Raw genomic sequence first — 22,768 nt, forward strand, 5'->3', positions numbered from 1 at the left:
GACGCCCGTGGCGGCGGCCTCAGCGTCGTGTGCCGAGCAGCACGCCGTCGCGTCTGAACTGCTCGAGCATTGCACGGCCCTGTTCGACGAAGGCGTCGACATCGTCGGCGCCCGCTTCGGCCGCAAGCGCCTGCAGCTGCTCGAGGCCGCTGAGCTCGGGCGCTTCTTCGATGCGCTGCAGCAGCCGGAACGTCAGCGGTGACAGCTCCACGAAGCGGACGCTGCCGTCTGCGTCACGGCTCGGCATCAACAAGGTCGGCACGGCCGGCGGCGCGTCCGGCAGGTGACCGGGACCAAGACGGTGCACGGGCCATTCGTAGGCCAGCGGCCAGGCGAGCGGCGAAAGCGCCGGGCGGCCCTGCAAGAGATCGCCCGCCGGATCATGCGGCACGTCGTCGGGCCGCGCATCGGAGATCTGCAGCGCCAGTTCGATCCATTCGTAGTGCGCAAGCTCGCGCAACCACGGCGGATCGTCCATTCCTTCGTCGGCACGCGTGTCGAGATAACGCAGGAATTCGCGCGCGAGTTCGGTGAACAGCGGGGTATGGCTGGGATGGTCGCGGTAGAACGCGCGGATCAAGGCGGTCCAGCCCTCGTCGCCGAGGATGCGGCGGATGACCGGGAAGTTGCCGGCCAGTACGCCCTCGACATTGTTGAAGAACAGCTCGCGGTAGATGCGCAGGCGCCGCTCTTCGATGCTGCCGGGGGCAACACGCGCCGGGTCGCGGATGCAGGCGCTCAGCGCACGCTGCGAGGCGAACCCGTCGTCGGCATGCTCAGGCAGCATGGCGAGATTGCCGGGGCTGGCGGCCGAGCAGCGCACGTACGGTACCGAGCTCGGCGAGCAACTCGTCGAACGGCGGCAGGTTGAAGTCGCGCTCGAGCAACGTCGGTCGCGGGCCGAACAACCGGTACGCCTCGGAAAGCAGCGTCCAGACCGGGTCGCTCACCGCGGCGCCGTGCGTGTCGACCTTGAGGTCCTCGGCTTCGTCGTAATGGCCGGCGACATGGATGTACGCGATGCGCTCGCCGGGCAGCGCATGCAGGAATTCGAGCGGATCGTAGCCGTGGTTCGTCGCGTTTACGACGATGTTGTTCACGTCGAGCAGAAGGTCGCAGTCAGCACGATCGACCACCGCATTGATGAAGTCGATCTCGCGCATTGCGCCACGCGGGCCAGGATCGAGCGTCGTGTAGTACGAGATGTTCTCGACCGCGATGCGTCGGCCCAGCACGTCCTGGGTACGGCGGATCCGCGCGGCCACGTGCTGGACGGCCTGCTCGTTGAAAGGAAGTGGCAGCAGGTCGTAGAGGTGGCCCTGCTCGTCACTGCAGGCGCTCAGGTGCTCGCTGTAGATCGCGCAACCGTGTGCATCGAGAAACCGGCGCAGACGCACGAGGAAGGTTTCGTCCAGCGCGCCGGGGCCGCCGAGCGACAGTGACAGCCCGTGGCAGACCAGCGGATAGCGCGCCGCAAGCTCGGTAAACGCCTCGCCGAGCGAGCCGCCGACGCCGAGCCAGTTTTCAGGTGCAACCTCGATGAAGTCCACACTGCCGGGCGCCGCGGAAGTCAGCGGTCCGAGCAGTGCACGGCGCAGGCCGAGGCCGACTGCGTCGGGGGCGAGGGTGGAAGCGCTCATCGGAGGATGCCGGGTGGTGCGGGGTGGAACGCAACGCAACACCGGAGCCGGGATGCCCGGCTCCGGCAGTCACATCAGGCCTTGCTGCCGCACTTGCCTTCGCCGCACTTGCCCTCGGCTGCCTTCGCCTTGTCGGCGCCGCACTTGCCTTCGGCTGCCTTGCCAGCGCCACACGTGCCCTCGGCCGCCTTGGCCGGGCCCGGCTGCGCCTTCTCGGCGCCGCACTTGCCTTCACCACACTTGCCTTCGCCGCACTTGCCCTCGGCGGCCTTCGCGTGGCCTGCGCCGCACTTGGCTTCTGCAGCCTTCGTGCCCTTCGCGTCCTTGGCCGTGGCGGCCGTCGCGGTGTCGGCGCCGAGCATGTAGCCCTGGGCGAGCGGGGTGGCAGCAAACGCGGAAGCCGACAGCAGCAGCCCGCCGGTCAGAGCGGCGAGGGCGGGCTTGTTGATCGAACGGGACATGGATTACCTCGTCAGTTGAATGGCGCCGGCGATGGTAGCGCGGCAGGTGGAGTCCCGGCCCCCGTGCGGGTGAACCGGGTCAGGGTGTGGACAGTCCGCGGTGGCGTTCCGATCCCCATGCCTGCTCATACGCGGCCGTAAGGCGTTCGGATGCAGCCGAACCGTTCGGCGACCCGAACGAAAACGGGCGGACCCGAAGGCCCGCCCGTTTGCCGCCCAGCTCCGACGCAATTACGGGGCGGACGCGGTGTTCGTCTCGTCGCGCTTGTCACGCGGCGGCAGCGCTTCCTCACCCCGCACGAGGAACCACACGTTCTCGGCAATGTTGGTCGCGTGGTCGCCGATGCGTTCGATGTTCTTGGCCATGAACAGCAGGTGCGTGCACGGCGTGATCGCGCGCGCGTCCTCCATCATGTAGGTCAGCAGCTCGCGGAACAGCCCGGTGTAGGCCGCGTCGATGTCGGCATCGCGGTCGCGTACGCGCTGCGCGACCTCGACGTCGTTCGTGCGGTACGCCGACAGCACGTCACGCAGCTGCTTCACGGCCAGCGTGCCGATCGAGTGCAGGCCGCTCACGTGCGGCAGCGGCGGCGCCGTATTCAACGCGATCGAGCGCTTGGCGACGTTCGCGGCGTAATCGCCGATGCGTTCGATATCCGCGGCGATGCGGATCGCGGCGAGGATCTCACGCAGGTCGCGCGCCATCGGTCCGCGCAGCGCAAGCTTCATGACGTCATGGCTGACTTCGTGTTCGAGCGCGTCGATCGCCTCGTCGTTCGCGATGATCCGCTCGGCCGCCTTGTCGTCGCGACGCTGGACCACGTCGAGCGCGGCTTCGAGCTGCGCCGCGGCCATCTCGCCCATGCGGAGCATTTCGTCGAGCAGGCGCTGCTGCTCGGAATCGTGGCTCTTGAGGATGTGGTCGGGCATGTCTTGGGTCCTGGAGGTGGCGAGGCGGCTGGATCAGGGGACCGGGCTCGCGTCGTGCGCTTGCCGGATCACCGCGGTTACGGGCGGCTTGCCCGGGCGTGGTTCGACGCTGGACCTACCCTGAGGAGAGCAGGCGCGAGCGCGTCGAATCAGCCGAACCGGCCGGTGATGTAGTCCTCGGTCTGCTGCTTGGAAGGATTGGAGAAGATCGTTTCGGTCGGCCCGTGCTCGATGAGGTCGCCGAGGTACATGAACGCCGTGTAGTCCGAAACGCGCGCGGCCTGCTGCATGTTGTGGGTCACGATCGCGATCGTGTAGTTGCGCTTGAGCTCCTCGACGAGCTGTTCGATGCGGCTGGTCGAGATCGGGTCCAGCGCCGAGGTCGGTTCGTCGAGCAGCAGCACGTCCGGGCGCAGGGCAACCGCACGCGCGATGCACAGGCGCTGCTGCTGGCCGCCCGACAGGCCGAGCGCGCTCTGGCCCAGCTTGTCCTTGACCTCGTCCCAGAGCGCGCCCTGGCGCAGCGCGCTTTCCACGCGGTCGTTCATGTCCGACTTCGACAGGCGCTCGTGGTGGCGGATGCCGTACGCGACGTTCTCGTAGATCGTCATCGGGAACGGCACCGGCTTCTGGAACACCATGCCGACCTTGCTGCGCAGCCGGTTCATCGGGTACCTCGGGTCGAGGATGTTCTCGCCGTCGAGCAGCACCTGGCCACTGGCCTTGAGCTTCGGGTACAGCGCGTAGATGCGGTTGAACACGCGCAGCAGCGTCGACTTGCCGCAACCCGAGGGGCCGATCAGCGCGGTGACCTGCTTCTCGGGAATCTCGAGGTCGATGTTCTTCAGCGCGTGGAACTTGTCGTAGTGGAAGTCCAGCCCGCGCGCGGCGAGCTTGACCGGCGAGGCCTGCGCAGCGTGGTCCGCGGCAGTGATGTTGAGACGGGCGTCGTTCATGGCCAGGGTCAGGACTTCGGAATCGGCAAGGACGGGAGTGTGCGACAGATCAGTCATGGCTGACCCGGTTGCGCGCGATGACGATGCGCGCAATCAGAGCGGTGACGAGCACGAACATGGTCAGGACGAGTGCACCCGCCCAGGCCAGCACCTGCCAGCTTTCGAACGGGCTGCCGGCGAACTGGTTCATCACCACCGGCACGCTGGCCATCGGCTGCATCACGTCGGTGCTCCAGTAGAGGTTACCGAACGAGGTGAACAGCAGCGGGGCGGTCTCGCCGCTGATGCGCGCGAGCGCGAGCAGCACGCCGGTGACGATGCCGGACGAGGCGCTGCGGTACAGCACCTGCACCGTGACCTTCCACTGCGGCACGCCGAGCGACAGCGCCGCTTCGCGCATCTGCGAGGGCACGAGGCGCAGCATTTCGTCCGTGGTGCGCACGACGACCGGCAGCACGATGAACGCAAGCGCGATAGCGCCAGCCAGCGCCGAGAAGTTGCCGCCGGTCTGCATGACGATGAGCGTGTACACGAACAGGCCGAGCACGATCGACGGTGCCGACAGCAGGATGTCGTTGACGAAACGCACCACCAGGCCGATGCGACGTGCGTGGCCGTACTCGGCCAGCCAGGTGCCCGCGGCGATGCCGAGCGGCGTGCCGATCAGGATCGCCATCAGGCTCATCAGCGCGCTGCCGAAGAACGCATTGCGCAGGCCGCCTTCCTGCATCGGCGGCGGCGTGTCCTGGCTGAACAGTGCCCAGGTGATGCCCGGCAGGCCCTTGGCGAGCAGGGTCCAGAGGATCCAACCGAGGAAGAACAGGCCGAAAACGGCCGTCGCGCACGCGAAGACGATCGCGACGACGTTGGTGATGCGGCGACGACGATAGAGAGCGGTCGAGGTGGCCATCAGGTGCCCTGCCTGCGTGCGAGCTGGGCCAGCATGATGCGGGCGATCGCAAGCACGATGAACGTCACGATGAACAGCACGAAGCCCAGCAGCAGCAGGGCGGAGCGGTAGGTTTCAGTCGCTTCGCCGAAGTCGTTCGCGATCAGTGCGGCGATCGTCGTGCCCGGCTCGAGCAGCGAGGCGGTGAAGTTGACACTGTTGCCGACCACGAACGCGACCGCCATCGTCTCGCCGAGCGCGCGGCCCAGTCCGAGGAAGATGCCGCCGATCACGGCCGACCGCGTGTACGGCAGCACGATGTCCCAGCTGACTTCCCAGCGCGTCGAGCCGAGCGCGTAGGCGGACTCCTTGAGCCGCGTCGGAACGGTCAGGAAGACCTCACGCATGACGGCCGAGATGAAGGGGATGACCATGATCGACAGCACCACGCCGGCGGTCAGCAGGCCGATGCCGAGCGGCGGGCCCTGGAACACCGGACCGATGATCGGCAGCGTGCCGAGGTTGTCGTTGAGCCAGGGTGTGACGTACTCGGTCATCACCGGCACGAGCACGAATAGGCCCCACATGCCGTAGATGATCGACGGAATGCCCGCCAGCAGCTCGATCGCGGTGCCGATCGGCCCACGCGCCCAGCGCGGCGCGACTTCGGTCAGGAAGAACGCGATGCCGAAGCTCACCGGCACGGCGATCAGCATCGCGATGATCGCGGTGACGATCGTGCCGTAGATCGGCACGAGCGCGCCGTACTGGTCTTCGACCGGGTTCCACTCGGTCGTGGTGAAGAAGTCCAGCCCTTCCTTTTCGAGCACCAGGCGACCGCCCCAGAGCATCGACAGGGCGGCCGCGGCCAGTGCGATCAGCACGAACACGACCGTTGCCGTCAGCCCGTGGCGGAACAGTCGGTCGTTGCGCGCGTCGCGTACGTCGCGATCACGCGCGGAGGAAGCGACAGGAGCGGAGAGTGCACTCATGGGTACGGCGTCGGGTCTCGGTGGTGGCGCTCGCCGTCATCCGTGGCGTCGCGGGGATCGCACTCGCAGCACCGGGAAGGGCCGGGCCCCGGCCGTCCGGATTTCTCCCGGACGACCGTGCCCATGCCCTTCCCGGTCCGTGGGATGCGATTGCGTCAGGATTTGAACTCGGTCGCCCAGTAACCCTTGACCTGTTCGACCAGCTCCGGCGGCAGCGGTACGTAGTCCAGCGCCTGCGCCTGCGGCTGGCCGTTCTCCAGTGCCCACCCGAAGAACTCGCGGGCCTGCTTGGCGCGCTCGGGATTCTTCGGCTGCTTGTGCATCAGGATGAAGTTCGTCGCGGTGATCGGCCAGGCCTGCGCGCCCGGGGCGTTAGTGATCACCAGGTTGAAGTCCTGCGCGTTCTTCCAGTCGGCCGACGCAGCCGCCGCCTGGAACGCCTCCGCGCTCGGCGCCACCCAGTTGCCGGCAGCGTTCTGCAGCATGGTGTGCGCCATCTTGTTCTGCAGTGCATAGGCGAGTTCGACGTAGCCGATCGAGCCCTTGATCTGCTTCACGTACGACGCCACGCCTTCGTTGCCCTTGCCGCCGACGCCGCCGGGCCAGTTGACCGAGGTGCCCTCACCGATCTTCTGCTTCCAATCGGGGCTGACCTTGGACAGATAGTTCGAGAAGTTGAACGTGGTGCCCGAACCGTCGGAGCGGTGCACGACGTTGATCTTCGTCGCCGGCAGCTGCACGCCCGGGTTGAGCGCCGCGATCGCCGGGTCGTTCCACTGCTTGATCTTGCCCATGAAGATGTCGGCCAGCACCGGGCCGGACAGGCGCAGCTCACCCGGGTCGATGCCTTCGACGTTGACCACCGGCACCACGCCGCCGATCGCGGACGGGAACTGGGCCAGGCCGGCGGCATCGAGCTCCTCGCTCGACAGCGGCTTGTCGGACGAGCCGAAGTCCACGGTGCCAGCCTTGATCTGGGCGATGCCGCCACCCGAGCCGATCGACTGGTAGTTCACGCGCGCGCCGGTGGCCTGGTTGTAGTCCGAGGACCACTTCGAGATCAGCGGATAGATGAAGGTCGCACCCGCGCCCGTGATCTGGGCGTTGACCTTGTCCCCCGCGCCAGCGCCCGGCTGGCCTTCGGCGGCGCCGTTCCCGGCAGGGGCGGCGTCGTCGGACCCACCGCACGCGGCGACGGCGAAAACCAGGGCAATCGAGAGCGCGGCAGACCGCAGCGTCGTTTTCATGCGCATTCCTCCAGGCGGGACCGGCAGGTCAGGGATCGCGGTATGAAACGACAGTTTTGTTACAGCGCCATTACGCCCGTGTCTTCAGGCGGGACCGTATGGCGCTGCCTGGCCCCTCGCCGGGCGGCGGCCCGAAGCTCCGCATGGGCGCGAGGCAACCGGAAACGGGCCCGCAGGCCCGTCCCTGGATCGATCCCGGATGGGATCAGTACTTCATGTTGCCGTTCCAGTAGGTCTCGATCTGCTGGACCAGCGGGTCGGGCAGCGGCACGTAGTCGAGAGACTTCGCCTGCGCATCGCCGTTCGCGTAGACCCAGCGGAAGAACTCCTTCGCCTGCTTCGCATTCGCCGCACTCTTGGGCTTTTTATGCATGAGGATGAAGTTCGTCGCCGTGATCGGCCACGAGTTCGCACCCGGGGCGTTCGTCATCACCAGGTAGAAGTCCTTCGCCTCGCCCCACTTGGCGTTCGCGGCGGCCGCCTGGAACGTCTCGTCCGACGGCAGCACGTAGTTGCCGGCCGCGTTCTTCAGGCGCGAGTAGGGGATCTTGTTCTGCAGCGCGTACGACAGCTCGACGTAGCCGATGCCGCCGGGGATCTGCTTCACGTACGCCGCAACGCCCTCGTTGCCCTTGCCGCCGATGCCGACCGGCCAGTTCAGCGCCGTGCCTTCACCGACCTTCGCCTTCCACTCCGGGCTGACCTTCGAGAGGTAGTTCGCGAAGTTGAACGTCGTGCCGGAGCCGTCCGAGCGCCGCACCACGGTGATCTTCTTCGCCGGCAGGTTGACACCGCCGTTGAGCGCAACGATCGCCGGGTCATTCCACATCTTGATGTTGCCCAGGAAGATGTTCGCGAGCGTCGGGCCGTCGAGCTTCAGCGCGCCGGACGGCACGCCCGGCACGTTGATCACCGGCACCACGCCGCCGATCACCGACGGAAACTGCGCCAGGCCGTGCTTGGCAAGCTCTTCCGGCGCGAGCGGGGCATCGGACGAGCCAAAGTCGACGGTCTTCGCCTTGATCTGGGCGATGCCGCCGCCGGAACCGATCGACTGGTAGTTGACGCGGTTGCCGGTGGCCTTCGCATAGTCGGCCGACCACTTGGTCATGACCGGGTATACGAACGACGCGCCCGCGCCGGTGATGTCGGCAGCCTGGACATTGCCACCGGCGACAGCGGCGGCGACGGCGATCACCGCCACGCGGAACTTCATGGACTTCAACACGTTCTGGCTCCTCGATAGGACCCGGGCGGCGCCCGGCGGCCAGCATTGCAGCGTCGGGCGATGACAGCCGGGTGTCGCGTGTGTTGCCGGCAGATGACAGCGGCCCTCGCACAGTCGGCTGCGAGCACTTTGGACAACGTCGCACACGCTCGCGCCAGCACTGTCGTGCCTCTGCATGTCGCGCCCCGTATGGGGTCGCCTGCCGTCGATTCAGCACTCGTGACTCGACCGGAGCCGGTTAAAGGCGCGTCAACGCCGACATAAAACTGCAATGGAAAATGCGTCAAATGCGCGTCGAACCACGAGCCGCGCAGCGCACCGCTGCCTTGCCGGCCGCCACCCACGCTCTTCTTCCTATGGAGTCATTCCCATGCGTTCTTCCATGTTGGCCGCTGCGATCGCGCTTGCCGTCGGCAGCAGTGTCAGCTTCTCCGCTTTCGCCCAGAGCGGCATCAGCGCCGAGGAAATCGCTGCGCTGAAGGCACAGATCGCCGCACTGCAGGCGCAGGTTGCCGAGCTCGAGACGCGCACGGAAGCCCAGTCCGATATCAACATCGGCACCCAGGAAGCGCTGGACAAGATGGCGGCCGAGAATCCGAAGGTCGAGACCAAGGGCGGCATCAAGGTCACCTCGCCGGACAAGAACTTCGAAGTGCAGATCGGCGGACGCATCCATTTCGATACGTACGCATTCGACAACGACCTCGTCGATCCGACCGGTACGACCGAGTTCCGCCGTGCGCGCCTGACGTTTGCAGGCAAGGCGTACGGATGGGCCTACAAGCTGGAGAACGACTTTGCAGCCGGCGGCGGGCTGGAAGGCTTTCGGGACGTTTTCATCGCGACCGAGGCGTTCGGCGGCAAGGTGACGATCGGCCAGTTCAAGCCATTCCGCGCGATGGAAGAGCTGACCAGCTCGAACGAGATCACGATGCTCGAGCGCCCCTTCATTACCGCCAGCGGCCTGTTCGCGGGACGTCAGTTCCGGCAGGGCGTGGGCTATCACCGCGGCAACGACAACTACACGTTCGGCGTGGCCGCGTTCAATACGCGCGATGCGGCCGGCCCGCGCAACGAAGGCGTTGGCGCATCGGCACGCCTGACGTATGCCCCGATCAACACCCCGGAGAGCACGCTTCACTTCGGCATCTCGGCGAGCACCGAGAACGCGAACCAGGGTTCGCCGGACGTCCGCGCAGCCGTGGCGTACGCGGGCCGCCGTGGTCCCTCGCAGACGATCGCGACGACGACCGGCGGCAGCGGTGACTCCGTCGATCACGTGGGCCTGGAGGCGGCTGGTGCGTTCGGGCCGCTGTACTTCCAGTCCGAGTACGCGATGGCGACCTTTGGCGCGCCGCTCGACGGCGACCAGGACATCAGGACGTTCTACGTGATGGGCAGCTGGATGCTGACCGGCGAGCACAAGCCGTACAAGGCCGCAGCTGGTGTGTTCGGCTCGCCGAAGGTCGGCGAGAACGGCGCTTGGGAGCTCACCGCTCGTTACGACACGATCGAGAACGAGGACGTTGCGGGACTCGAAGTGGCATCGACGACGCTCGGCGTGAACTACTACGTCAATCCGAACGTGCGCTTCATGTTCAACTACATTCGGGGTGACAACGACTTCACCGGCGACAACACCAGCCAGTACGCACTGCGCGCGCAGCTCGCGTTCTGACCGCGCGGCCATCTCTCTTTGCGTGACATTGGCGCCCCGGGTTTCCGGGGCGTTTTTTTTGCGCTATTTGGTGACTGCCGACTCGGGCGTCTTGTCGGGATAGCGGCAGAGGTCGGAGATCGGGCAGTGCGGGCAGTCAGGCCGACGTGCCTTGCAGATGTAGCGGCCATGCAGGATCAGCCAGTGGTGCGCGTCGTGCAGGTACTCCGGTGGCACGGCTTTCAGCAGCCTGTCCTCGACCTCGCGCACGTTCGCGCCCGGCGCCAGACCAGTGCGATTCGAGACGCGGAAGATGTGCGTATCGACCGCCATCGCGAGCTCACCGAATGCAGTGTTCAGCACGACGTTGGCCGTCTTGCGGCCCACGCCGGGCAACGCCTCGAGCGACTCCCGGTCGCGTGGCACCTCGCCACCGTGCAGTTCGATCAACTGCTTGGCCATTGCAACGACGTTCGCCGCCTTCGTGCGGTGGAAGTTGATCGTCGCGACGTATGGCGCCAGCCCTTCCACGCCGAGCGCAGCGATGGCCTGGGGCGTGTTCGCAACCGGAAACAGGCGGCGCGTGGCCTTGTTGACGCCGACATCCGTCGCCTGCGCCGATAGCGTCACCGCAACCAGCAGCTCGTACGGCGTACTGAACTCGAGTTCGGTGGTGGGCTTCGGGTTCAGCGCCTTGAAGCGGGCGAACATCTCCGCCACCTCGGCTTTCGTCAGCCGCGGGCCGCGCCGACGCGGGCGCTTGGATGCAGGCGAGCTCATGTGTCGCTCCGGCCAGCAGCGCGTGCCTTGGCCCGGACGAGTGCTGCGGCCGCGGCCGCAGGCAGCGCAGGTGCGGGCCGCGGAGCCGATACGGCCGTTTGTGCGGCGGACACCTGCACATCGGCCGACGAGGCGCGAGCCTGCTCCCTGTCGCGCGCGCGCCGCGCCAGCCGGCGTTCGCGCGCGCGGAAGCGCTCACGCGCCGCGAGCGCGGCCACGCGCGAATCACGCGCGGCCGCTACTGCCTCGCTGCATGCAGGAGCGCAGCCCATGCAGGCCTGTGTGTCGAGCAGGCCGCGCTCGATCGCACGATCGACGTCGCCATCGGCGAGCGCCGCAGCGACTTCGTGCACGGCATCGCCCGAAGGGGCGACGCAGCCGCAGGCGGGGCAGGGCGGAGCCATCGATCAGGTGCCGTTGAACCCGGGCTTGCGCCGCTCCAGGAACGCGGTGGTGCCTTCGCGCATGTCGTCGGTCGCGAACATCAGGCCGAACTGCGCAGCTTCGTATTCGAGTCCTTCCTCGATGCCGCACTCGCCACCGACGTTGATGCAATCGAGGGCGCCGCGCAGTGCGAGCGGTGCGGCATTCGCGAGCTGTTCTGCGATCTTCATCGTTTCAGCTTCGAGGTCGGCCGCCGGAACCACACGATTGACGATGCCAAGCTCGTGCGCACGTGCCGCGTCGATCGGCGTGCCGATCAGGCACAGCTCCAGCGTCGTCGCGCGGCCGGCTAGGCGCAGCAGACGCTGCGTACCACCGAAGCCGGGGATCAGCCCGAGGTTGATCTCAGGCTGGCCGACCTTGGCCGTATCGGCTGCAATGCGCAGGTGGCAGCACATCGCAAGTTCCAGCCCGCCGCCGAGCGCGAATCCGTTGACCATCGCGATCACCGGCTTGGGCAGTTTCTCGACCGAGCGCATCATGCGCTGTCCGCGCAACGAGAAGTCGCGGCCCTGCACGGGGCTAAGGGTGTTCATTTCCGCAATGTCCGCGCCGGCGACGAACGCCTTCGCGCCCGCGCCCGTGAGCACGACCGCACGCACGGTTGCATCGGCGGCGGCGTCGGCAAACGCCGTCTGCAGCGCATCGATCGTAGCCGCGTTGAGCGCGTTGAGCTTGTCGGGACGGTTGACCGTGATGACGCGGACGGCGCCGCGGTTCTCGACAAGGACTGGGCTGCCGGTGGCAGAAGAAGGCGTCGCTTCGGACATGGAAATCCTCGGATTTGTGAATGAAAAGGACCGCGTTTTGGACGGTGCGGAACTCCGCCATGGCCGCGCTGTCTGAGCGCTGGACGTCAGTAGCAGTTAAGTTGTGCCGCCGTTATCCTAGCGCGCTGCCCGGGGCTACGGCCCGAAGCGCATCCTTTGCGGACGGTCCTGCCGTTCCGCCACTCCAGTGGAGATTCCATCGTATGAAGTTGCGTCTGATTGCCGTCGCCGTGGCGGCTCTGGTCTTCACCTCCGGCCAGGTCGCCGCGCAGGACACCTCGTCGGAAAAGGGCAAGCTGAGCTATGCGCTGGGCTATGACCTGGGCCGCAATGCTGCCGAGAGCGGCGAGGCCATTGACATCAATACGATGATCAAGGGCCTGCAGGAAGGCTATGGCAAGAAGGAGCCTTCCGTCCCCGTCGACCAGCTGCGTACCGCCCTGCAGAACATGCAGAAGCGCCAGCAGGAAAAGGCCAAGGCCGAGTGGGAAAAGGCCGCGGCACAGAACAAGACCAAGAGCGACGCGTTCGTCGCTGCGAACAAGGCGAAGGCAGGCATCAAGACGCTGCCGAGCGGCGTTCAGTACCGCGTGATCGATGCCGGCCAGGGCGCGAAGCCGACGCAGGCCAGCACCGTGCAGCTTCAGGTGGCAGGTCCGTACGCGTGGGGCGAGCGCCCGGCGCAGGCGCGTCCGGCGCAGGAGATCCCGGCAGTCAAGGTCAGCGAGATCGAGATGCCCGCCATGCGCGAAGCGATCCTGCAGATGCCGGCGGGTGCGAAGTGGGAAATCACGCTCCCGGCCGACAAGGCATACGGCGCCGACCCGCGCACCGGCTTCCCGCCGAACGTGGCGGTGCAGTTCGAGGTCAAGCTGGTCGCGATCAAGTAACGACCGGCTTCACCCTCTCGTCGTACCCTGTTGCGCCGGCCCTGCCGGCGCAACTTTTTTCCGGCCTCCGAAGCATTCCGTACTGCAATGACCACGTTCCAGCCCGCTGTCCTCACCCCCTGCACCGGCGTCTGCCAGCTCGGTCCCGATGGGCTTTGTGACGGCTGCTTCCGCACCGGCAACGAGATCGCCGCCTGGTCGCAGATGAGCAACGAGCAGCGGCTGCGGATCATGGATGAAGTGCTGCCGGAGCGCGAAGCGCGACGCGCATGAGTGCGAGCCGGCTCGCGGTGGATCCGCTCGACTTCGACCGGCTCACCGCTGCGCTGCACCCGCTGGCGTCACCGCCCGACGAGCCGGGATGGAACCACGATGAACTACTGGGCCTGCTGCAGCCAGCACACGCATGGCGCGACGCGGCAGTGCTGGTGGGCCTGGTGCCGCGCGCGGCTGGGCTGCAGGTACTGCTGACACGCAGAACGGACGAGCTGCGGCACCACGCGGGCCAGGTGAGCTTCCCCGGCGGCGGCGTCGAACCCGATGACCACGACGCGGTTGCGGCCGCTGTCCGCGAGACAGGGGAGGAGCTCGGCATCGATGCATCGCTGATCGAACCGCTCGGCTTTCTAGACCCGCTGCTGACGATCACCGGCTTCCGCGTGCTGCCGGTCGTCGCCCGCGTCAGCCCGGCCTACGTCGCCGTGCCGGATCCGGGCGAAGTCGCGGACGTGTTCGAAGTGCCACTCGCGTTCCTGCTCGATCCCGCGAACCTGGCATCGCAGACGCTCGAGCTGCAGGGCAAGCCGCGGCGTGTGTGGGAGTACCGCTATCCTGCCCAGCGCATCTGGGGCGCGACGGCCTCGATGCTGCTGAACTTCCGCAATCGACTGGAGGCCGTGCGATGAGCGAATGGACCACGCTGGTAGACGCCGAGCAACTGCATGCAGCGCTCGGGCGGGACGACGTCATCGTACTCGATGCTCGAGCATCGCTGGGCAGTGCGGGCGCCGCCGAAGCCGCGTATCGCGAAGCCCACGTGCCGGGTGCACGTTTCGTCGACCTGGAATGTGATCTTTCGGACCACGCGCGCGGCGAGGGCGGTCGCCATCCGTGGCCTTCGTCGGAGCGCTTCTGCGAAGTCCTGCAGCGCTGGGGCGTGCGTCCAAGCGATCAGGTCGTCGCGTATGACGCTGGCGACGGTGCGCTCGCGGCCGCGCGCGTGTGGTTCATGCTGCGCGCGCTCGGGCACCGGCGCGTCGCGGTGCTTGATGGCGGCATGGCGCGCTGGGCGGCACTCGGTTTACCGCTCGATCAGCAGGTGCCGCGGCCCCAGCGCAGCGAGTACGAAGCCGGGTTCGACGATGCACGACTGCTGGACGCCGAAGCGGTGCAGCAGCACCTTGCAGGCGGCGGCACGCTCGTGGATGCACGTGCAGCCGAGCGCTTCCGCGGCGAGGTCGAGCCCTTGGACCGCGTGGCCGGTCATGTACCGGGCGCGATCAACCGCCCCTATGCGCGGAACCTGCGCGATGGGCGCTTCAAGCCTGCACAGGAGCTAGCCGACGAGTTCGGTGGCGCGCTCGGCGATGCGCGCCCTCGCGACGTCGTGGTGATGTGCGGCTCGGGCGTGACGGCGTGCCACCACCTGCTCGCGATGGAGCACGCAGGGTTCCAGGGGGCGAAGCTGTTCACCGGCTCGTGGAGTGGTTGGCTCGAAGAGCCGCAGCGACCGGTCGCGCGCGGCGACTAGACGCCATGCCTGCCACGCGCGTGCATGCGCGTGGCGAAGCCAGCCCTTTCCGACGCGTTGGTAACGAGCGCGGGTATTGGTGCACCTGCGCGACTGTCACATCAGTTCGCATGGAGCGTCGTTTCGAGGTCATTCGGCCTTCCAAAGATGCGCGCGCTCGCATCCAGGGGAAATTCGACACGATCACACTGCGCGTGTTGCTCGCAGTTCTGCTTGGACTGTTCGCCCAGGCCTCCAATGCACGGGCCGACGAGGTCGAACGCCTGCGCGTTCGCGGCTCCGACACGATGGCGGTGAATCTCGTGCCCGCCGTCGTTGAGTCGTGGCTCCACGACATCGGCTACAACGACATTCGGCGCCAGTCACGTAACCGCGCTGTTCTCGAGGTGCACGCCACGCGCGATGGCCTTCCGGTGGTTGTCGAGATCACGGGCAAGGGACCGCGTCGGGCATCGATGCGTTGATCGAAGGCGAGGCCGAACTCGCGATGACGGCGCGCGCTCCGACGACACGGGAGATCGATGCGGTCTGGTAGCTGGGCGATCTGCGCTCACCGGGCAGGAATTCGTATTGGCCGTCGATGGCATTGCGGTACCGGTGCATGCATCCAGCACCGTCCGCCAGCTATCGGCCGATCAGTTGCGTTCGGTGTATTCGAAGCGCATGACCAACTGGCGCCAGCTCGGCGGCCCCGACCGGCCGCTCCGCGCGGTGCTCGGATCTGCGCGTTCTGCTGCGGGCGAGTTCTTCGTCGACGCCGTCCTCGATGGCGCACCGCCGGCCGCACGAGTGCTCAGGTGCGGCGAGGTGGCCTCCGAAGTCGCGCGTGCTGCATCGGCGATCGGCATCATTTCGCTGCGCTCGCGCGTGCCGCGCGGCGTGCGTTCGCTGGCAGTCAGCGACGGCGTCGTCGCAGTGCTCCCGACGCGCGTGGACGTCCTCAGCGAGGACCACCCGTTGTTGCGCCGCTACAACCCGCTCGGCGGACAGGTGATGTCGGCGCTCGGCCGCAGCCTAGCGCTGTACTCGTCAATACGCGCCGCGCAGTCGGCGGTCGAGCGGGCCGGTCATTTCGCAGTGATGCTGCGCCCTGCGCCAACCTCGCCGCCGATCGTCGCGAGCGATGCTTGCAGGCGCCTGATCAACGGAGCCGAGCGGCTGCCGCTGAGCCTGCGCTTCAACCACGACGCGACTGGTTCGCTGTTCGAAAGCCTGGCCGAGCACGACCTGGACCGCGTGGTCGCACTGATGCGCTGATGCGCTCGCCGCGCTACCACGAGCGCCGCGTGGTCGTGATCGCGTTCGGCCACCGCGATGGCGCCGGCGACCTGGTGCCGACGCTGATCAGCAACGACCGCGCCGACGTCCTCACCGGCTATCTGCAGGGGCGCGGCGTGCGCGTGCGTGCCGCGCACGGGCTGGGCGCCGAGCGGCCGCTCGCCCCACCGGACCGGCGCAGCGCGCGTTTCCGCAACGAGCGTGTCGAAATCTGGGTGATCTGAGCCCGCTACTTGCGCAGGCGGGCAACCAGCGCATGCAGCGCCTGCTGCGTCGCCGGTGCGTACCACGCGTCGAGGAAGGATTCGAGCGCGATGTGCTCCGGCTGCATCGCCTCGAAAACGTCTGCCCGCGCGATCGCACGCGTTCGCAACATTGCCGGCTGCGGCAGCGCGAGCAGCCGGCCCAGCCAGGCGGCTGCATGGCCGGTCACGTCGTCCGCAGGCACCAGCGCATCCACAAGGCCAATCGCCTGCGCATGCGCGCCGTCGACCATTTCGCCCGCGACCAGCAGCCGTTCCGCGCGATATGCACCCACCACGCGGCGTAGAAGGCGCTGCACGCCTTCCGGCACGGCCAGGCCGACCTGTGTCTCGTTGAGCCCGATGCGCAGCGGCTTGTCCGGGTCGGCGCTGGTCGCCATCACCCGGTAGTCGCAGCACAGCGCAAGCACGCAGCCACCGGCGGGCGCGTGCCCACCGATCGCGGCCACCACGGGCACCGGGCAGCTCGCGAGCGCGCGTGCCGCATCGAAGAACGATTCCCAGGCGGCGCGCAGTCGCTCGCGGTCGTCGCCCAGCGACAACAGGAGCGGCACGTCGAGGCCTGCGGAAAACACGGTCGGGCCGTCAGGTCGGCGGTCGGCCGACAGCACGATGGCGCGCGCGCCGTTCGCGACCGACGAGTCGACCGCCTCGCGCAACGCGGTACACAGCTCCGGGTCGAGCGCGTTCACCGGTGCTCGCGCAAGCCTCAGTTCGGCGATGCCGGCGGCGTCGTCGAGCCACGAGGTCTGGACCAGGCTCATCGGCTCGACCCAGAGCAGGAAGAAAAAGCGGCGACGCCGCGGCGGGCGAGGGCAGAGGCGTGCATCGGAAGCTCCATTCAAGGGCAGCCGGTATCATAGGGGCATGTCGACGACACGCTTGCTGGCTGCTTCCCTGCTCACTGCCGTGGCAGTCGCATCGTCCGCCTGCGCGCGCGAATGCGCGCCGCAAATCGAAGATGGCTGGCTGCGACTGCCGCCGGGCTCGATGCCGATGCTGGCGGGCTTCGCGCGCATCGAGAACAGTTGCTCGGCGCCGATCGTCGTGGTCGCTGCACGCAGCCCGTCGTTCGCCGACGTGTCGCTGCACGAGACGCGGCTGGATGGCGGCATCAGCCGCATGCGGGCGGTGCCCGAGCTGCCGATCGCGGCCGGAGCGCAGGCCGAACTGGAACCCGGCGGCCTGCACCTGATGCTGATGGACCCGCGAGCGCCGGTGAAGGCGGGCGACACCGTCACGGTCGAACTCGATCTGAAAGACGGCCGTACGCTGCGAGGAAACTTCCCGGTGCGTGCGATCGGCGGCTGAAGCAGGCCCGCACGCGCGGGCCCGTCCGGCTCAGTCGTCCAGCTTGCAGGCGGACCGGACGAAGTCGGGAAGAGGCGCCGCGCGGCCGTCTTCCCGGTCGATCCACACCATCACCACATTGCCGTCGCAATACAGCGCGCCGCTGTCGCCCGCATCAACGATGCGATGGCCGAGCGTCACGCTCGTGTTACCGAGCCGTTCGACGAACAGTTCGACCATGATCTCGCCCGGCCAGCCGATTGGCCGCCGGTAGTTGAGGTTGGACGCCGCAACCACCGGCGCGATGTGATCCTCGAGCCCCATGCCGGGCATCGTGATCATCCAGCGCAGCCGTGCCTCCTCGAGGTAGCTCAGGTACTTCGAGTTGTTGACGTGGTTGAACGCGTCCAGGTCGCGCCAGCGCACCGTCAGCGGGACGCGTATCAGCGGCTCCGCTACGACGGTCGGGGCCGCATCCGCTGCGGGCGCGGACGCGGCCGCCTTGTCCGGCTTGGGCTTCTCAGCCGCGGGCTTGCGCTTGCGCGGTGCAGGTCGGCGCTTCTTGGTTGCCGGGGCGGGCGTGGGGTCGCTCATGCGGTCGTGTTCTTCCTCTTCGCGCTCTTGCGCACCGGCTTAGCTTCAACCGGAGCGAGCAAAGGCGCAAGGAAGCGGCCGGTATACGAGTGCGGAGTCGCCGCGATCTGCTCCGGCGTTCCGGTCGCGAGGATGGTGCCGCCGCGGTGCCCGCCCTCGGGGCCGAGGTCGATGATCCAGTCGGCTGTCTTGATGACATCGAGGTTGTGTTCGATCACCACCACGGTATTGCCGTCATCGCGAAGCCGGTGCAGCACTGCGAGTAGATGCTCGATGTCGTGGAAGTGCAGGCCGGTCGTGGGCTCATCGAGGATGTACAGCGTGCGCCCGGTGTCACGGCGCGAGAGTTCCTTCGACAGTTTCACGCGCTGGGCTTCACCGCCGGACAGCGTGGTCGCGCTCTGACCGAGCTTGATGTAGCTCAGGCCGACATCCATCAATGTCTCGAGCTTGCGCGAAATCGTCGGGATCGCCTCGAACAGCGTCAGCGCGTCCTCGACGGTCATTTCGAGCACGTCGTTGATGTTGTAGCCCTTGTAGAGGATCTCCAGCGTTTCACGGTTGTATCGCTTGCCGCCGCAGACATCGCAGGGCACGTACACGTCCGGCAGGAAGTGCATCTCGACCTTGATCAGGCCGTCGCCCTGGCAGGCCTCGCAGCGGCCGCCGCGCACGTTGAAGCTGAAACGCCCGGCCGCATAACCACGCGAACGGGACTCCGGCACCTGCGCGAACAACTCGCGCAGCGGCGTGAACAGGCCGGTGTACGTCGCCGGGTTCGAGCGCGGCGTACGCCCGATCGGCGACTGGTCGATGTCGACGACCTTGTCCCACAGCTCGATGTTCTCGTACGAATCATGCGGCGCGACGGGTTGCGCCGCACCGTTGAGTTCGTTCGCGGTGATCGGATACAGCGTGTCGTTGATCAGTGTCGACTTGCCCGAGCCCGACACGCCGGTCACGCAGGTCAGCAGGCCGGCCGGAATCGCCAGGTCGACATTCTTCAGGTTGTTGCCGCGCGCACCGCGCAGGTGGAATGTGGTTTTCGGATCGGGCTTGTGGCGCTTGGCCGGCACCTCGATCCTGCGTGCGCCGCTGAGGTACTGGCCCGTCAGCGAACGCGGCGCGCCAATGATGTCCGCGTACTGCCCCTGCGCGATGACTTCGCCGCCATGCACGCCGGCGCCGGGGCCGATGTCGACGATGTGGTCTGCAAGCCGGATTGCGTCCTCGTCGTGCTCGACGACGATGACGGTGTTGCCCAGGTCGCGCAGCCTCGTCAGCGTGCCGAGCAGGCGCTCGTTGTCGCGCTGGTGCAGGCCTATCGACGGCTCGTCCAGCACGTACATGACGCCGACCAGGCCTGCACCGATTTGCGACGCAAGGCGGATGCGCTGCGCTTCACCGCCCGACAGCGAGTCGGCCTTGCGCTCGAGCGTCAGGTAATCCAGACCCACGTCAACGAGGAAACGCAGGCGGTCGCCGATTTCCTTGACGATCTTGAGCGCGATCTCGCCGCGCCAACCGGGCAGTTCGAGCTGCAGGAAGAACGTCAGTGCTTCGTCGACCGGCAGCACCACGATGTCAGACAGCGGACGCTCGGCGACGAACACGTTGCGCGCGGCGCGGTTCAGGCGGGCGCCACCGCACTCCGTGCAGGCGCGTTCGCTGATGTACTTGCTGAGCTCCTCGCGCACCGCTGACGATTCGGTCTCGCGGTAGCGACGTTCGAGGTTCGGCACGATGCCCTCGAAGCGATGCTTGCGCTGGTGCTTGGTGCCACCTTCGCTCATGTACGAGAACGCGATGACTTCGTTGCCACTGCCGAACAGCACCGCTTCGCGCACCTTCTCGGAGAGCGAGCTCCACGGCGCATCGACCTTGAAGTCGTAGTGCTTGGCCAGCGACTGGATCAGCTGGAAGTAGTACGCATTGCGACGGTCCCAGCCGCGCACCGCGCCGGCCGCGAGCGAGGCCTCGGGATTGACCACCACGCGCGCCGGGTCGAAGAACTGCGCGACACCGAGGCCATCGCAGGTCGGGCATGCGCCGACTGGCGAGTTGAACGAGAACAGGCGTGGCTCGAGTTCGGGCAGCGAGTAATCGCAGACCGGGCAGCTGTATCGCGCCGAGAACAGCAGCGGCGGCAACGCCGGATCGTCGAGTGACATCACCGATGCCATGCCGTCGCCGAGCTTGAGCGCGGTTTCCAGCGACTCCGCCAGCCGCTGCTTCATGTCCTCGCGCGGGCGGAAACGGTCGATCACCGCCTCGATCGTGTGTTTCACGCGCAGTGCGAGCGGGGGCACGGCATCGATTTCGTGGACCACGCCATCGACACGGACGCGCACGAAGCCCTGCGCACGCAGCTGTTCGAACACCTGCACATGCTCGCCCTTGCGCTCGCGCACCACGGGGGCAAGCAGCATGAAACGCTGTTCCTGCGTTTCCGCCTTCGAGGCCAAGGCGACGATCTGGTCGACCATCTGGCTGACCGTCTGCGCCTCGAGCGGGTAGGCGTGCAGCGGGCAGCGCGGCGTGCCGACGCGCGCATACAGCAGGCGCAGGTAGTCGTAGATTTCGGTGATCGTGCCGACCGTCGATCGCGGATTATGCGAGGTCGACTTCTGTTCGATCGAGATCGCCGGCGACAGGCCTTCGATATGGTCGAGGTCGGGCTTTTCCATCACCGACAGGAACTGCCGGGCGTACGCGGACAACGACTCGACGTAGCGACGCTGGCCCTCGGCGTAGATCGTGTCGAACGCGAGCGACGACTTGCCCGAACCGGACAGCCCGGTGATCACGATCAGCTTGTCGCGCGGCAGGTCGAGGTCGATGTTCTTGAGGTTGTGCGTCCGCGCACCGCGGATGCGGATCATGTCCATGCTTGAACCGGAGATCTCGTAGGGGATGCGGCGGTCGCGGCACGCAGGCAGCGCGATGGCCGAACAGGGGAGCGTAGCGAGGCGTCGATATGGGGGCAAACCACGCGAACGGAACCCTTCACGAGCATTGGCTCACCCGGTGAGATCGTGCGTCTCCGGGGCTGACTGCATGCCGAGGGTGGTCCCGGGCTCGGCAGTCCGGCTGCAGCCGCGGAAGATGGCGAAGCCGACCAGCAGCACGACGATCAGCAGCAGCCAGATGGCCATCGGCCGGGCTGGACCCGCGCGCGTTGGAGTCGGTGTGGAGCCCTGGGGCGGATCGACCGGGGGCGGAAGCGGTTCAGGGGCTGCGGCCGGACTGGCGTCGTCGATGACTTTCGCTGCTGCCGCCATGTGCGCATCGCCGACCACACCGACGCTGCCGCCGAGCGCGACCGCGCCGGCTTCGAGCGCGGCCGCGCCGATGTGGCCGAGGTCGTTGCGCAGATGCTCCTGAGTGCCGCCGAACCAGCCGTGGAAGCGGTCGGGGATCGCGGCGACGCTATCGGGCAGGTCGCCGTGCTCGCTCAGTTCATGGATGACGTCGGGAAGCATCGCGGCGGCCGCGGCGCGCACGTTCGCGGTTGGCATTCCGAGGCGGTCCGCCATCCGCGCGATTGTCTCGGTTCCGAGCACACGCTCGAGGCGTTCGCCGTCCAGCGGATGATTAGAGCCCGCGCCGAGCCACGAGTCGACGGCATCGCCCAAGCCCTGGTCGCGAAACGCCTGGACGAAGCCGGCCGCGCCGCCGCGGTCGGGGTTGAACACCTGCGCAACCAGCATGCCGAGCAGGCGTCGGGCATGCGGCTCGTCCAGTCCCAGCAGGCGGGTGTGCTCGAGGATGCGGTCGAACATGGTCGGTCTCCATGGCGGCGCCAAGCATCTGGCTGTCCCGACTAGAGCACTGCCGACGTCAACGCGGTGGAAACCCGGCTCGAGCGCCGTGACGTGTGTCGCGAACAGCCGACTTGCCCGCAAGGACCGGGTCGCCTAAAATCCCGCGTCTGTTTGCCCGCTGGGCGACAGGACCACAATAACTACAGAGGAAGTCTGGTCATGTACGCAGTACTGGTCACCGGCGGTAAGCAATACCGCGTGATGGAAGGCGAGAAGCTCCGCGTCGAACTGCTCGACGTCGAAGCCGGCAGCGAAGTCACGTTCGACAACGTTCTCATGCTTGGCGGCAGCGACGGCGTGAAGGTGGGCAACGACGTCAACGGCGCTACGGTCCGCGCAACGGTCGTCGGCCACGGCCGCGCCGACAAGGTGAAGATCGTCAAGTTCCGTCGCCGCAAGCACCACCGCAAGCAGATGGGTCACCGTCAGCACTACACCGAAATCCAGATCACCGGCATCGCCGGTGGCGCGAAGTAAGGAGCAGCCGTCATGGCACATAAAAAGGGCGTAGGTTCCACCCGCAACGGCCGCGACTCCAACCCGAAGTACCTCGGCGTGAAGATCTACGGTGGCCAGGCGATCGAAGCCGGTAACATCATCGTGCGTCAGCGCGGCACCCAGTTCCATCCGGGCTCGGGCGTCGGCCTCGGCCGCGACCACACGCTGTTCGCGCTGGTCGACGGCAAGGTCGAGTTCTCGACCAAGGGCGCCAACAAGCGCCGCACCGTCAGCGTCGTCGCCGCCGAATAAGCGCGCACGCCGTTGTATCGGGAAGCCCCGCTTCGGCGGGGCTTTTCGTTTGTGGTGCCCGAATGCCTGCCGCTCATGCACAAAGCGGAGCCGGCCTGTCCACGGCCGCTGCACTGTTCATCGTTAAACTGCGCA

Annotated in this window: 25 protein-coding genes and 1 pseudogene; 10 read left to right on the forward strand and 16 right to left on the reverse strand. The window is 67.2% G+C overall.

The genetic code is table 11. From position 1 onward, the window contains the following. Positions 1-19: 19 nt before the first annotated feature. From ACFFGH_RS14475 to pstS (ACFFGH_RS14515), 9 genes are all read right to left on the reverse strand, one after another. Positions 20-787, reverse strand: coding sequence for an HvfC family RiPP maturation protein (locus ACFFGH_RS14475; RefSeq protein WP_386669414.1), 768 nt, complete (start codon positions 785-787; stop codon positions 20-22). Beyond that, positions 777-1,640: an HvfB family MNIO-type RiPP peptide maturase gene (locus ACFFGH_RS14480; protein ID WP_386669416.1), complete on the reverse strand. Its 864-nt coding sequence runs from the start codon at positions 1,638-1,640 to the stop codon at positions 777-779. The genes ACFFGH_RS14475 and ACFFGH_RS14480 overlap by 11 nt, the downstream gene beginning before the upstream one ends. A 74-nt stretch (positions 1,641-1,714) precedes the next feature. Further along, positions 1,715-2,101 carry an HvfA family oxazolone/thioamide-modified RiPP metallophore gene (locus ACFFGH_RS14485; RefSeq protein WP_386669417.1) on the reverse strand — a complete coding sequence of 129 codons (387 nt, stop codon included), beginning with the start codon at positions 2,099-2,101 and terminating at the stop codon, positions 1,715-1,717. Between the two features lie 231 nt (positions 2,102-2,332). Then, positions 2,333-3,031 (reverse strand): phosphate signaling complex protein PhoU, encoded by a 699-nt coding sequence (gene phoU, locus ACFFGH_RS14490; RefSeq protein ID WP_386669419.1) that lies wholly within the window; start codon positions 3,029-3,031, stop codon positions 2,333-2,335. A gap of 149 nt (positions 3,032-3,180) precedes the next feature. Next, entirely contained in the window at positions 3,181-3,987 is an 807-nt protein-coding gene (pstB, locus tag ACFFGH_RS14495) for a phosphate ABC transporter ATP-binding protein PstB (RefSeq protein WP_386670232.1), read from the reverse strand. 49 nt (positions 3,988-4,036) lie between these two features. Beyond that, a complete protein-coding gene (pstA, locus tag ACFFGH_RS14500) occupies positions 4,037-4,897 on the reverse strand; it encodes a phosphate ABC transporter permease PstA (protein ID WP_386669421.1) in 861 nt (286 codons plus the stop codon). After that, a complete protein-coding gene (gene pstC / locus ACFFGH_RS14505; RefSeq protein ID WP_386669423.1) occupies positions 4,897-5,868 on the reverse strand; it encodes a phosphate ABC transporter permease subunit PstC in 972 nt (323 codons plus the stop codon). The genes pstA and pstC overlap by 1 nt, the downstream gene beginning before the upstream one ends. Before the next feature lie 155 nt (positions 5,869-6,023). Then, complete coding sequence (pstS, locus tag ACFFGH_RS14510) at positions 6,024-7,115, reverse strand: phosphate ABC transporter substrate-binding protein PstS (protein ID WP_386669425.1); 1,092 nt, start codon at positions 7,113-7,115, stop codon at positions 6,024-6,026. Between the two features lie 205 nt (positions 7,116-7,320). Beyond that, positions 7,321-8,331 carry a phosphate ABC transporter substrate-binding protein PstS gene (pstS, locus tag ACFFGH_RS14515; RefSeq protein WP_386670233.1) on the reverse strand — a complete coding sequence of 337 codons (1,011 nt, stop codon included), beginning with the start codon at positions 8,329-8,331 and terminating at the stop codon, positions 7,321-7,323. A gap of 382 nt (positions 8,332-8,713) precedes the next feature. On the opposite strand from pstS (ACFFGH_RS14515), the gene ACFFGH_RS14520 reads away from it, so the two are divergent. After that, the gene (locus tag ACFFGH_RS14520) at positions 8,714-10,021 is read left to right on the forward strand and encodes a porin (protein ID WP_386669427.1); all 1,308 of its coding nucleotides are present in this window, start codon (positions 8,714-8,716) and stop codon (positions 10,019-10,021) included. A 63-nt stretch (positions 10,022-10,084) separates the two neighbouring features. Here the strand turns inward: ACFFGH_RS14520 and nth are convergent, their stop codons facing one another. Genes nth through ACFFGH_RS14535 form a run of 3 tightly spaced genes read right to left on the reverse strand, consistent with a single transcriptional unit; the run spans position 10,085 to position 11,994 of the window. Continuing rightward, positions 10,085-10,780 (reverse strand): endonuclease III, encoded by a 696-nt coding sequence (gene nth / locus ACFFGH_RS14525; protein ID WP_386669429.1) that lies wholly within the window; start codon positions 10,778-10,780, stop codon positions 10,085-10,087. Next, positions 10,777-11,133 (reverse strand): hypothetical protein, encoded by a 357-nt coding sequence (locus tag ACFFGH_RS14530; protein WP_386669430.1) that lies wholly within the window; start codon positions 11,131-11,133, stop codon positions 10,777-10,779. The genes nth and ACFFGH_RS14530 overlap by 4 nt, the downstream gene beginning before the upstream one ends. A gap of 54 nt (positions 11,134-11,187) precedes the next feature. Next, on the reverse strand, positions 11,188-11,994 hold the full coding sequence (locus ACFFGH_RS14535) for an enoyl-CoA hydratase/isomerase family protein (RefSeq protein ID WP_386669433.1): 807 nt from the start codon (positions 11,992-11,994) through the stop codon (positions 11,188-11,190). A gap of 203 nt (positions 11,995-12,197) precedes the next feature. Here ACFFGH_RS14535 and ACFFGH_RS14540 point away from each other — a divergent pair, with 203 nt between their 5' ends. The 6 genes and pseudogenes from ACFFGH_RS14540 (at position 12,198) to ACFFGH_RS14565 (ending at position 16,136) form a co-directional block, all read left to right on the forward strand. Then, positions 12,198-12,884 (forward strand): FKBP-type peptidyl-prolyl cis-trans isomerase, encoded by a 687-nt coding sequence (locus ACFFGH_RS14540; protein ID WP_386670234.1) that lies wholly within the window; start codon positions 12,198-12,200, stop codon positions 12,882-12,884. An 87-nt stretch (positions 12,885-12,971) separates the two neighbouring features. Then, positions 12,972-13,789: pseudogene (locus ACFFGH_RS14545) on the forward strand (DUF1289 domain-containing protein). Then, on the forward strand, positions 13,786-14,634 hold the full coding sequence (locus ACFFGH_RS14550) for a sulfurtransferase (RefSeq protein ID WP_386669435.1): 849 nt from the start codon (positions 13,786-13,788) through the stop codon (positions 14,632-14,634). Before ACFFGH_RS14545 ends, ACFFGH_RS14550 begins: the two are co-directional and overlap by 4 nt. 110 nt (positions 14,635-14,744) lie before the next feature. Beyond that, the gene (locus tag ACFFGH_RS14555; protein ID WP_386669437.1) at positions 14,745-15,098 is read left to right on the forward strand and encodes a hypothetical protein; all 354 of its coding nucleotides are present in this window, start codon (positions 14,745-14,747) and stop codon (positions 15,096-15,098) included. After that, the gene (locus ACFFGH_RS14560) at positions 15,037-15,891 is read left to right on the forward strand and encodes a substrate-binding domain-containing protein (RefSeq protein WP_386669439.1); all 855 of its coding nucleotides are present in this window, start codon (positions 15,037-15,039) and stop codon (positions 15,889-15,891) included. The genes ACFFGH_RS14555 and ACFFGH_RS14560 overlap by 62 nt, the downstream gene beginning before the upstream one ends. After that, positions 15,891-16,136 (forward strand): OmpA family protein, encoded by a 246-nt coding sequence (locus ACFFGH_RS14565; protein ID WP_386669441.1) that lies wholly within the window; start codon positions 15,891-15,893, stop codon positions 16,134-16,136. The genes ACFFGH_RS14560 and ACFFGH_RS14565 overlap by 1 nt, the downstream gene beginning before the upstream one ends. A 5-nt stretch (positions 16,137-16,141) precedes the next feature. On the opposite strand, the gene ACFFGH_RS14570 is transcribed toward ACFFGH_RS14565, so the two are convergent. Next, entirely contained in the window at positions 16,142-16,939 is a 798-nt protein-coding gene (locus tag ACFFGH_RS14570; protein WP_386669443.1) for an enoyl-CoA hydratase/isomerase family protein, read from the reverse strand. Positions 16,940-17,042: 103 nt separating this feature from the next. On the opposite strand from ACFFGH_RS14570, the gene ACFFGH_RS14575 reads away from it, so the two are divergent. Continuing rightward, entirely contained in the window at positions 17,043-17,486 is a 444-nt protein-coding gene (locus tag ACFFGH_RS14575; protein ID WP_386669445.1) for a copper chaperone PCu(A)C, read from the forward strand. A 30-nt stretch (positions 17,487-17,516) separates the two neighbouring features. Here ACFFGH_RS14575 and ACFFGH_RS14580 read toward each other — a convergent pair whose 3' ends face one another. From ACFFGH_RS14580 to ACFFGH_RS14590, 3 genes are all read right to left on the reverse strand, one after another. Then, on the reverse strand, positions 17,517-18,059 hold the full coding sequence (locus ACFFGH_RS14580; RefSeq protein ID WP_386669446.1) for an acyl-CoA thioesterase: 543 nt from the start codon (positions 18,057-18,059) through the stop codon (positions 17,517-17,519). Next, a complete protein-coding gene (gene uvrA / locus ACFFGH_RS14585; protein WP_386669448.1) occupies positions 18,056-20,947 on the reverse strand; it encodes an excinuclease ABC subunit UvrA in 2,892 nt (963 codons plus the stop codon). The genes ACFFGH_RS14580 and uvrA overlap by 4 nt, the downstream gene beginning before the upstream one ends. Before the next feature lie 132 nt (positions 20,948-21,079). After that, on the reverse strand, positions 21,080-21,841 hold the full coding sequence (locus ACFFGH_RS14590) for a YidB family protein (protein ID WP_386669450.1): 762 nt from the start codon (positions 21,839-21,841) through the stop codon (positions 21,080-21,082). A gap of 201 nt (positions 21,842-22,042) precedes the next feature. On the opposite strand from ACFFGH_RS14590, the gene rplU reads away from it, so the two are divergent. Both rplU and rpmA read left to right on the forward strand, forming a co-directional pair. Continuing rightward, positions 22,043-22,360, forward strand: coding sequence for a 50S ribosomal protein L21 (rplU, locus tag ACFFGH_RS14595; RefSeq protein ID WP_386669452.1), 318 nt, complete (start codon positions 22,043-22,045; stop codon positions 22,358-22,360). Positions 22,361-22,372: 12 nt separating this feature from the next. After that, positions 22,373-22,633 carry a 50S ribosomal protein L27 gene (gene rpmA / locus ACFFGH_RS14600; RefSeq protein ID WP_386669454.1) on the forward strand — a complete coding sequence of 87 codons (261 nt, stop codon included), beginning with the start codon at positions 22,373-22,375 and terminating at the stop codon, positions 22,631-22,633. Positions 22,634-22,768 lie beyond the last annotated feature (135 nt).

This window comes from Lysobacter korlensis (assembly GCF_042434515.1).

What these genes read in the sequence shown, in the direction of transcription:
- ACFFGH_RS14475 (WP_386669414.1), bottom strand. Translation starts at nt 787, where the DNA reads ATGCTGCCTGAGCATGCCGACGACGGGTTCGCCTCGCAGCGTGCGCTG.
- ACFFGH_RS14480 (WP_386669416.1), bottom strand. Translation starts at nt 1,640, where the DNA reads ATGAGCGCTTCCACCCTCGCCCCCGACGCAGTCGGCCTCGGCCTGCGC.
- ACFFGH_RS14485 (WP_386669417.1), bottom strand. Translation starts at nt 2,101, where the DNA reads ATGTCCCGTTCGATCAACAAGCCCGCCCTCGCCGCTCTGACCGGCGGG.
- phoU (WP_386669419.1), bottom strand. Translation starts at nt 3,031, where the DNA reads ATGCCCGACCACATCCTCAAGAGCCACGATTCCGAGCAGCAGCGCCTG.
- pstB (WP_386670232.1), bottom strand. Translation starts at nt 3,987, where the DNA reads ATGAACGACGCCCGTCTCAACATCACTGCCGCGGACCACGCTGCGCAG.
- pstA (WP_386669421.1), bottom strand. Translation starts at nt 4,897, where the DNA reads ATGGCCACCTCGACCGCTCTCTATCGTCGTCGCCGCATCACCAACGTC.
- pstC (WP_386669423.1), bottom strand. Translation starts at nt 5,868, where the DNA reads ATGAGTGCACTCTCCGCTCCTGTCGCTTCCTCCGCGCGTGATCGCGAC.
- pstS (WP_386669425.1), bottom strand. Translation starts at nt 7,115, where the DNA reads ATGAAAACGACGCTGCGGTCTGCCGCGCTCTCGATTGCCCTGGTTTTC.
- pstS (WP_386670233.1), bottom strand. Translation starts at nt 8,331, where the DNA reads ATGAAGTTCCGCGTGGCGGTGATCGCCGTCGCCGCCGCTGTCGCCGGT.
- ACFFGH_RS14520 (WP_386669427.1), top strand. Translation starts at nt 8,714, where the DNA reads ATGCGTTCTTCCATGTTGGCCGCTGCGATCGCGCTTGCCGTCGGCAGC.
- nth (WP_386669429.1), bottom strand. Translation starts at nt 10,780, where the DNA reads ATGAGCTCGCCTGCATCCAAGCGCCCGCGTCGGCGCGGCCCGCGGCTG.
- ACFFGH_RS14535 (WP_386669433.1), bottom strand. Translation starts at nt 11,994, where the DNA reads ATGTCCGAAGCGACGCCTTCTTCTGCCACCGGCAGCCCAGTCCTTGTC.
- ACFFGH_RS14540 (WP_386670234.1), top strand. Translation starts at nt 12,198, where the DNA reads ATGAAGTTGCGTCTGATTGCCGTCGCCGTGGCGGCTCTGGTCTTCACC.
- ACFFGH_RS14550 (WP_386669435.1), top strand. Translation starts at nt 13,786, where the DNA reads ATGAGCGAATGGACCACGCTGGTAGACGCCGAGCAACTGCATGCAGCG.
- ACFFGH_RS14555 (WP_386669437.1), top strand. Translation starts at nt 14,745, where the DNA reads ATGGAGCGTCGTTTCGAGGTCATTCGGCCTTCCAAAGATGCGCGCGCT.
- ACFFGH_RS14560 (WP_386669439.1), top strand. Translation starts at nt 15,037, where the DNA reads ATGGCCTTCCGGTGGTTGTCGAGATCACGGGCAAGGGACCGCGTCGGG.
- ACFFGH_RS14565 (WP_386669441.1), top strand. Translation starts at nt 15,891, where the DNA reads ATGCGCTCGCCGCGCTACCACGAGCGCCGCGTGGTCGTGATCGCGTTC.
- ACFFGH_RS14570 (WP_386669443.1), bottom strand. Translation starts at nt 16,939, where the DNA reads ATGAGCCTGGTCCAGACCTCGTGGCTCGACGACGCCGCCGGCATCGCC.
- ACFFGH_RS14575 (WP_386669445.1), top strand. Translation starts at nt 17,043, where the DNA reads ATGTCGACGACACGCTTGCTGGCTGCTTCCCTGCTCACTGCCGTGGCA.
- ACFFGH_RS14580 (WP_386669446.1), bottom strand. Translation starts at nt 18,059, where the DNA reads ATGAGCGACCCCACGCCCGCCCCGGCAACCAAGAAGCGCCGACCTGCA.
- uvrA (WP_386669448.1), bottom strand. Translation starts at nt 20,947, where the DNA reads ATGGACATGATCCGCATCCGCGGTGCGCGGACGCACAACCTCAAGAAC.
- ACFFGH_RS14590 (WP_386669450.1), bottom strand. Translation starts at nt 21,841, where the DNA reads ATGTTCGACCGCATCCTCGAGCACACCCGCCTGCTGGGACTGGACGAG.
- rplU (WP_386669452.1), top strand. Translation starts at nt 22,043, where the DNA reads ATGTACGCAGTACTGGTCACCGGCGGTAAGCAATACCGCGTGATGGAA.
- rpmA (WP_386669454.1), top strand. Translation starts at nt 22,373, where the DNA reads ATGGCACATAAAAAGGGCGTAGGTTCCACCCGCAACGGCCGCGACTCC.